The sequence below is a fragment of the Streptomyces aureocirculatus genome (genome assembly GCF_000720475.1).
GTDB classification, from domain to species: domain Bacteria; phylum Actinomycetota; class Actinomycetes; order Streptomycetales; family Streptomycetaceae; genus Streptomyces; species Streptomyces aureocirculatus.
This window is the reverse complement of record NZ_JOAP01000042.1, coordinates 55688-64235: the sequence shown is the minus strand read 5'-3', so window position 1 is coordinate 64235 and position 8548 is coordinate 55688. Positions and strand designations below refer to the sequence as shown.

Sequence of the window (8548 nt, the reverse complement as noted above, 5' to 3'; positions counted from 1 at the left end):
GTGGGTGGGTGGGTGGGTGAGGGGCTGGTCGGGGGGCGGCGGAGCATGGGGGGATGCAGACCGCGAGACGCGTACTGATCGTGGCGTACGACAACGCCCAGATCCTCGACATCGCCTGCCCGAGCGGCGCCCTGGACATAGCCAACCGCTACGGCGCGAACCCCCCGTACCGCATAGAACTGGCCACCGTGGCCCACCGCCCGGCCCGCACCTCGGCGGGCATCACCCTGGCCGCAGGGCATCGCCTGGAGACGGTCAGGGGCCCCCTGGACACCCTGCTGGTGGCCGGCGGCACCGGCTACGAGGAGGCCGCGGCCGACCCCCGCCTCGTCACCCAGGTCCGCCGCCTCGCGGACCACAGCCGCCGCGTCGCCTCCGTCTGCACCGGCGCCTACGTCCTGGCCGCCGCGGGCCTCCTGGACCACCGCCGCGCCACCACGCACTGGGGGTACGGCGACCGCCTCGCCGCCCGCCACCCGACGGTGGCTGTCGACACCACCCCGCTGTACGTGCGCGACGGCAACGTCTACACCTCCGCGGGCGTCACCAGCGCCCTGGACCTCACCCTGTCCCTGATCGAGGACGACCACGGCCCGACTCTGGCCCGCGCGGTGGCCCGCGAGCTGGTCTCGTACCTCCACCGCCCCGCCGACCAGGCCCAGATCAGCATGTTCCTGGCGGCGCCCCCACCGGGTGACCGCCTGGTCCGCGACCTCGCGGGACACATCGGCGCGCACCTCGCCGACGACCTCTCCCCCGCCGCCCTCGCCACCCGCGCGGGCGTCAGCACCCGGCACCTGAACCGCCTGTTCACCGCCCACCTCGGCACCACCCCGGCCCGCGCGGTGCGCGCCGCCCGTACCGAGGCCGCCGCCCACCTGGTGCGCTCAAGTGCCCTGTCCCTCGCGGCGATCGCACGCCGCTGCGGCTTCGGGTCCGCGCAGACGCTGCGGCAGGCGTTCCTCGACCACTATGGCGCGGGCGGGGACAGGATTCGCAGGATGCCGGACATGCCCCGGCCACGGGCGCCGCGGGACCGTCAGACTCCCGTGCCATGACGGAAACCCACCCGGGCCGCCGCGCCCTCCTCCGCGGCACCACAGCCACCGCCGCCACCGCGGCCCTCGCCACCGCGGGTCTCGCCGGAGCCCCGGCCGCCACCGCGTCCCCGTACCCGTACGTCTCCGAGAAGCCCGGCGGCAGCGGCGGTCCCCGTATCGGCGTCCTCCTCTACGACGGTTACAGCCTGCTCGACCCCACGGGCCCCGCCGAGATCCTGTCCCGGCTGCCCGGCGCGAGCGTCACGATGCTCGCCGAGCGGCGCGGCCCCGTGCGGACGGACACCGGTGACGTGGCCGTCGTGGCGGAGCGCGCCCTCGACGACGCGGGCCGCCTCGACGTGCTCCTCGTCCCCGGCGCGGGCAACCGCGGGACGGTCGGCGCGATGGAGAACCGGCGCCTGCTGCGGTGGATCCGCGAGACGGACCGCCACACCCGCTTCACCACGTCCGTGTGCACGGGGTCGCTGATCCTCGCCGCGGCCGGGCTGCTCGACGGCCGCCGCGCGACGACGTACTGGGCGTCGGCCCCGTACCTGGAGCAGAACTTCGACGTCACCTACGTACCGGAACGGTATGTGCGCTCCGGCAAGTTCCTCACCGGCGCGGGCGTCTCGGCGGGCCTTGACATGGCCCTGTACCTGGCGGCGCTGCTCACCGACGAGGAGACGGCGAGGGCGGTCCAACTGGCCGTCGAGTACGACCCGCGGCCGCCGTACGACGCGGGGAACGCCCAGGAGGCGAGTGCCGAGGAGAAGGCGCGGGCGCTGAAACTCCTGGCGGACTCGCAGGTGTGAGGCAGCCTCTCCCGAGCCCGGGACCGGGCGCCCCTCAAGCCCGTGGATACCGCGCCAGCCACCCAGGTGCCGCTCCCGCGGGACTGTGCAGCGCCGGGCCCTGCGTCATCTCCATGGCGAAGTCGTCGGCGAGTTCCAGGACGGTGGCGCGGCCCTCCAGTTCGGTGAGCCAGCCAGGGGGGAGCGCGGTCTCGCCGTGCAGGGCGCCGAGGAGGGCGCCGCACAGGGCCCCTGACGCGGTCGACGAGCCGCCGTGGTTGACGGCGAGCCGCAGCCCGTGCCGGATGTCCTCGCCCACGAGGGCGCAGTACACGGCGGCGGCGAGCGCGCCGACCGCGCCGCCGTCGCCGACGAGTTCGGTGACGCGCGACGCGGTGGGCATGCCCTGCCGGACGGCGCCGAGGGCGTGCCGCAGCGCGTCGGTGACGGGCTGGTGGCCCGGCCGGGCGGCGAGCAGGGCGAGGGTGCGCTGGATGGCGCCGTCGAGGGACTCGCCGCGGGCGAGGCCGTGCACGAGGACGGTGTGCGCGCCCGCGGTGAGGTAGGCGGTGGGGTGCCCGTGCGTCTGCACGGCGCATTCGACGGCGAGTTGCAGGACGAGCTGGGGCTCCCAGCCGACGAGCAGCCCGATGGGCGCCGACCTGGTGGCGGCCTCCGGGCCCTGCTCGGCGGGGTTCTTCGGTACGTCGAGGGTGCCCATGCGGTCGTCGGCGAGCCCGGTGAGGCAGGCGCGGGAGGGCGAGCGGCGCGCGTACAGCCACTCCTCGCGGGCCAGCCAGCCGTCTTCCGCGCGGCGTTCGTCGGGGCCCCAGTCGCGCTGGGTCGCCGCCCAGCGGCGGTAGGCGCGGTGCAGGTCGGTGGGCGGGTGCCAGGCGCCGGTGTCGCGGCGCACCTGGGCGCGTATCAGCCCGTCGACGCTGAACAGCATGAGCTGGGTCGCGGCGGTGACGGCGCCGCGCCGCCCGTGCGCGGCGGCGAGTTCGGTGAGGCCTTCGCCGCCGTGGGCCTCGCGGATCGCGTCGAGGGAGAGACCGTCGACGGGCGCCCCGAGCGCGTCGCCGACGGCGGCCCCGAGCAGCGCGCCGCGTACCCGGCTGCGGAAGTCCTGCTGCTCGGTGCGGCCCCACACCCCGGTGGCTGCTGCAGTGCTCACCGGACCCCCTTTCTCGTGCCCCGGCGTCCGACACCGCAGCACTGTAATCGAACGGGAACGGTGGGTTCAGGGCGCAAGTTATTTGTACGTAAGGTGCCCTTACGGCGGCATTTGCTGCTGCTGGTCCCCCGCGCCTGCCGGGCGCGGGGCTTCCCGCAGCCGGTCGAGCTGCTCCCGCGCCCACCCGTACCCCGGGTCCAGTTCCAGGGCGCGTTCCAGGTCGGCCCGGGCCAGGTCGGTGTGGCCGAGGGCCTCGTGGGAGAGGGCGCGGCTGCCGAGGGCCCAGGTGTAGCCGGGGTCGAGGGCGAGGGCGCGGTCGTATGCGGCGAGTGCTTCCTCGTGGCGGCCCGCGAAGCGCAGGACGTTGCCGCGTTCCCCGGCGATGCCGGTGCCTTCCGAGGTGAGGCGCTCCGCCCGGTCGAGGTCGGCGAGGGCGGCGCGGGTGTCGCCGAGCACCGAGTGGACGTGGGCACGGCGCATCAGGGCCCAGGTGTAGTCGGGCCACAGGGTAAGGGCCTGGCCGAAGTCGGCGAGGGCGTCCTGCGGGCGGCCGAGGACGTGTTTCACCTGGGCGCGGCTGCCCAGCGTCAGCGGCTCGTCCGGGGCGAGGTCGTGGGCCCGGTCGAGTTCGGCGAGTGCTTCCTCGTGGCGTCCCGCCCTGCGGTACGTCTCGCCGCGCTCGCGTGCCACCAGGGCCGCGCCGGGCAGCAGTTCGCCGCACCTGTCGATGTGCCGCAGGGCCGCCGCGTGGTCGCCGGGGCCGCCGCGGGCCCGCAGGGTGACGGCGAGGCCGTGGTGTCCCCACGGGTCGTCGGGGTCGAGCTCGACGGCGCGCGCGTGGTCCTCGATGGCCTGCTCCAACATGCCCGCGCCGAAGGAGCACCAGCCGCGCGCGTTGTACGCGGCCACGCGGCCCTCGTCGTCGAGGCCGCCGCGGGCCAGGAGCAAATCCACGACGCGGGCGGGGCCGAGGCGTTCGTCGGCGAGGGCCGTCAGGCACTGCTCGCCCCAGCGCCGCAGCCGTTCGTCCCCGGTGTCCTCGCCCGCGTCCACGAGGACCCGCGCCCACTCGCGGGCCACCGCCTCGTACCGGGTCTGCGCGTGACAGGCGTCGGCGCCCTCCCGCAGCGCCCCGGCGAGCGCGGCGCCGGGGTGTGCGCACAGTTCGTGGTACAGCTCCTCGGCGCGCAGGGCCCGCCAGGCGGCCCCGCTCCACGGGCGGCCCGCCGCCCACCCGCGGCTCGTGTGCCCGTGGCCGCCCCGCCCGCTGCCGTCCTCCCGCTCGTACGCCCGTCGCCTGGCGGCGAACGCCGCGGCCAGGCGGGTGTGGCCCGCGGCCCACTTCCGCGGGGCGGAGTTGCGGCGCAGGCGGAGCATGGGGGCGCGGACGACGTCGTGGTAGCGGGCGCCGCCCTCGCCCCGGTCGGTGACGAAGGGCAGGGTGCGCAGCCAGGCGTAGGCCTCCGCGGCGGCGGTCCCCGGGCCGGTCCCGGCACCGGCCCCGGTCGCGGCGCCCACCACCTCCTCGTCCAGGCGGCGCGGCAGCGCGCAGTCGAGGGCCGCCGCCCGCCGTACCGGGTCCGGTTCCCAGCGCAGGAACCGTTCGACGGCGCCCGCGCTCGGGTCGTGCACGTCGGCCGGGACGCGCGCTCCGGGTTCGGCCAGGGTCGAGACCAGGACGGGCAGCCGTCCGGACAGCCTGAGGACCTCCGCGACCACGGGTTCCTCGGTGACTCCCTTGGCGGCGAGCAGCCCGCGTGCCTCGTCCTCGGTGAACGGGGACAGCGGCAGATCGCGGGCGAAGTCCCGGAGGTCCGGCCAGAGCTGGGGGTCCAGGGGGCGCTGGCCCGAGAGGACCACGACAGTGTTCGCGGGGAGTTCGCCGTACCGGTCGGTGGTCATCAGGTCCCGCAGCCAGCGGTCCAGGAACGGTGCCGTCCGTTCGTAGGTGTCGAAGAGCAGGACGAGCCAGGGGGCGGTGTCCGCCGCCGACGCCAGGTCCGTGGTGAGGGCGGGCGTCAGGGTGCGCTCCGGCTCCAGGAGGGGCCCGGGACCGGCACCGTCGCCCCCGGGCTCGTCGTCCCCGGCGCCGCCGCGGCGCCGGTTCCCGAACCGCTCCCGCAGGCCGTCGGCGCCGCGCTCCAGTTGCTCCGGGTCCACCGCCGCCGCCGCGAACGGGCCGACCACCGGCACCATGCCGAGACCGACGACCCCCGCCCTGGCGGCGAACCGGGCCCCGGCCGACGACGCTCCCGGCGCGCCGGGGTCGGCGGGCGGTGCGGCCGCCGCCTCCCGCGCACGCTGCCGGTACGCGGCGAGCGCCCGCTCCAGGGTCTTCAGCCGCCGCTCCTGCCGTTCGAACTGGGCGGCGATCTCCGTGAGCACCCGCGGCAGGGAGTCCGCCGTCTCATCGACGCGGGCGACCAGGGCGCCGCGGTCACGGGCCAGTTGGCTCAGCTCCCGTACCAGGGACGTCTTGCCCACGCCCGCGGGGCCGTGCACGCAGAACAGGAAGCGGTGCCGGTCGTCCTCCGGCGGCACGTCGAAGTTCTCCCGGAAGACCCGGAGTTCGTGCTGCCTGCCCACGAAGCCGGAGCGCCCGCGGCGCCGGATCAGCTCCTGCATCGACGGCCGCCCCGGCCTCCGTGCCGTCCACCCCATGCCCAGCGCTCCTCCCGTCCGCCCGCCGGTGCCGGGCGCGCCGCACGACCGCCTCGTCGTCGCCCACCCTCACCTCGTACTCCACCTGAGGCCCGGCCTACGCGTCCAGGACCGGAAGGAGTTCCGGCAGATGCCCGTCCGACTCGGTGGCCGCCCGCTGCCGTTCCTCGGGCACCTCGCCGTACAGCGTCGTGCGCGGCCGTGACGGGCGGCCCGCCGCGTCCGCGATGGCGGTCAGGTCCTTGACCGAGCGGTACGAGCCGTAGCTGGAGCCCGCCATGCGGGAGATGGTCTCCTCCATCAGGGTGCCGCCGAGGTCGTTCGCGCCGGAGCGCAGCATCTCCGCGGCGCCCTCCGTGCCGAGCTTGACCCAGCTTGTCTGGATGTTGGGGATGTGGGGGTGCAGGAGGAGGCGGGCCATGGCGGTCACGGCCCGGTTGTCGCGGGTGGTCGGGCCCGGGCGGGCGATGCCGGCCAGGTACACGGGGGCGTTGGTGTGGATGAACGGCAGCGTCACGAACTCCGTGAAGCCGCCGGTCTCCCGCTGTATGGCCGCCAGGGTGCGGAAGTGGCCGAGCCAGTGGCGGGGCTGGTCCACATGCCCGTACATCATGGTGGAGGAGGACCTGAGTCCCAGCTCGTGGGCCGTCTTCACCACCTCGATCCAGGTGGCGGCGGGGAGCTTGCCCTTGGTGAGGATCCAGCGGACCTCGTCGTCGAGGATCTCGGCGGCCGTGCCCGGGATGGAGTCCAGGCCCGACTCCTTGGCGCGCTGGAGCCACTCGCGGATCGAGAGGCCGGTGCGGGTCGCGCCGTTGACGACCTCCATCGGTGAGAAGGCGTGCACGTGCATGCCCGGCACGCGCTCCTTCACGGCCTTCGCGATGTCGAAGTAGGCCGTGCCGGGCAGGTCGGGGTGGATGCCGCCCTGCATGCACACCTCGACCGCGCCGACGTCCCAGGCCTGCTCGGCACGGTCGGCGACCTGGGAGAGGGACAGGGTGTAGGCGTCGGCGTCGGTGCGGCGCTGGGCGAAGGCACAGAAGCGGCAGCCGGTGTAGCAGACGTTGGTGAAGTTGATGTTGCGGGTGACGATGTACGTGACGTCGTCGCCGGCCACGGACTTGCGGACGTCGTCGGCGACGGAGCAGAGCGCGTCGAGGGCGGGCCCGTCGGCGTGCAGGAGCGCCAGGGCTTCCTCGTCCGTGAGGCGGGTCGGATCGTCGGCGGCCGTGGCGAGCGCCGCGCGTACGTCGCCGTCGATGCGGGAGGGCACCATGCCGGGCGCGGCCTGCTCGCGCAGCGCCTCCCAGTCCCCGTACACCTCGTCGAAGTCGTCGCGCCGGTCGGTGGTGCGGCCCGTGGTGTCGATGGTGCGGTGCAGGTCGGTGCGGCCGGAGGCGGCGACGTACCCCTCGTCGGGCTCCTGCCAGGGCAGTCCGCGTACGGGGGCGTCGGGGTCGGCGAGACCGGTCCCGGGGTCGGCGAGTGCCCGCACGTGCGGCAGGACGCGCGGGTCCAGCCAGGGCTCGCCGCGCCGCACGAACTCCGGGTACACGCACAGGCGTTCCCTGAGCGTGAAGCCCTCCGCGGCGGACCGCTCGGCCAGTTCCTCGATCTGCGGCCAGGGCTTCTCGGGGTTCACATGGTCGATGGTGACGGGCGAGACGCCGCCCCAGTCGTCGATGCCGGCACGGATCAGGCGCCCGTACTCGCCGTCGACGAGGTTCGGCGGTGCCTGGATGCAGCCCGCGGGGCCCATGATGAGCCGGGCGACCGCGACCGTCGCCACCAGGTCGTCGATCTCGGCGTCCGGCATCCCGCGCATGGCCGTGTCCGGCTTGGCCCGGAAGTTCTGGATGATCAGCTCCTGGATGCCGTGGTAGGAGCGCGAGACGCGGCGCAGCGCGAACAGCGAGTCGGCCCGCTCCTCGTAGGTCTCGCCGATGCCGATGAGCAGCCCGCTGGTGAAGGGCACGGAGGAGCGCCCGGCGTCCTCAAGGACGCGCAGCCGGACGGCGGGCTCCTTGTCGGGCGAGCCGTGGTGGGGGCCGCCGGGCTCGCTCCACAGCCGTTCGGCGGTGGTCTCCAGCATCATGCCCATGCTCGGCGCGACCGGCTTGAGCCGCTGGAAGTCGGTCCAGGACAGGACGCCCGGGTTGAGGTGCGGCAGCAGCCCGGTCTCCTCCAGGATCCGGATGGCTATGGCCCGCACGTAGGCGATCGTGTCGTCGTACCCGTGCGCGTCCAGCCACTCGCGGGCCTCCGGCCAGCGGTCCTCCGGCTTGTCGCCGAGGGTGATGAGGGCTTCCTTGCAGTTGAGCTCGGCGCCGCGGCGGGCGATGTCCAGGACCTCGTCCGGGGACATGAACATGCCGTGCCCGGCGCGGCGCAGCTTGCCGGGGACGGTCACGAAGGTGCAGTAGTGGCACTTGTCCCTGCACAGGCGGGTGAGCGGGATGAAGACGCTCTTCGAGTACGTGATGACGCCACCGCGTCCCTCGGCCGCGAGCCCCGCGTCCCGCACCCGCCCGGCCGAAGCCGCGAGGTCCTCCAGGTCGTCGCCGCGCGCCTGGAGCAGCACCGCGGCCTCCGCCACATCGAGCGCGACCCCGTCCCTGGCCCGTTTCAACGCCCGCCGCATGGCGTTGGCGGTGGGCCGGTCCTGTGCCTGGTCGGGGTCCTGAGGCTCGCTAGTGGTCATGGCACCGAGCATACGAGCGCCCGCCTTGGGCCCGACCGACCCGGTGGCCGGAAGGCAGCCCCGTAAGGGGCGCGGGGAACTGCGCGCTCAGCGCACGACAAGCCGCGGTCGCGTCTGCCGAGCGACCACGCAGACGCGTCCGCGGCTGTTTCGTGGCCGGTCGCGCAGTTCCCCG

At 75.0% G+C, this 8548-nt stretch carries 5 protein-coding genes; 2 read left to right on the top strand and 3 right to left on the bottom strand.

Annotated features, from left to right (window positions below; translation table 11 throughout):
- The first annotated feature begins 53 nt into the window (after positions 1-53).
- A complete protein-coding gene (locus IG78_RS0131475) occupies positions 54-1058 on the top strand; it encodes a GlxA family transcriptional regulator (protein ID WP_030569551.1) in 1005 nt (334 codons plus the stop codon).
- Positions 1055-1855, top strand: coding sequence for a DJ-1/PfpI family protein (locus IG78_RS0131470; protein ID WP_030569548.1), 801 nt, complete (start codon positions 1055-1057; stop codon positions 1853-1855). Before IG78_RS0131475 ends, IG78_RS0131470 begins: the two co-directional genes overlap by 4 nt.
- A gap of 34 nt (positions 1856-1889) precedes the next feature.
- Here the strand turns inward: IG78_RS0131470 and IG78_RS0131465 are convergent, their stop codons facing one another.
- The 3 genes from IG78_RS0131465 to IG78_RS0131455 form a co-directional block, all read right to left on the bottom strand.
- Positions 1890-3008 carry an ADP-ribosylglycohydrolase family protein gene (locus tag IG78_RS0131465; protein ID WP_225882367.1) on the bottom strand — a complete coding sequence of 373 codons (1119 nt, stop codon included), beginning with the start codon at positions 3006-3008 and terminating at the stop codon, positions 1890-1892.
- A 99-nt stretch (positions 3009-3107) separates the two neighbouring features.
- Complete coding sequence (locus IG78_RS0131460) at positions 3108-5669, bottom strand: tetratricopeptide repeat protein (protein ID WP_037687335.1); 2562 nt, start codon at positions 5667-5669, stop codon at positions 3108-3110.
- 97 nt (positions 5670-5766) lie between these two features.
- Positions 5767-8373 (bottom strand): bifunctional FO biosynthesis protein CofGH, encoded by a 2607-nt coding sequence (locus tag IG78_RS0131455; RefSeq protein ID WP_030569539.1) that lies wholly within the window; start codon positions 8371-8373, stop codon positions 5767-5769.
- Between the last annotated feature and the right edge of the window lie 175 nt (positions 8374-8548).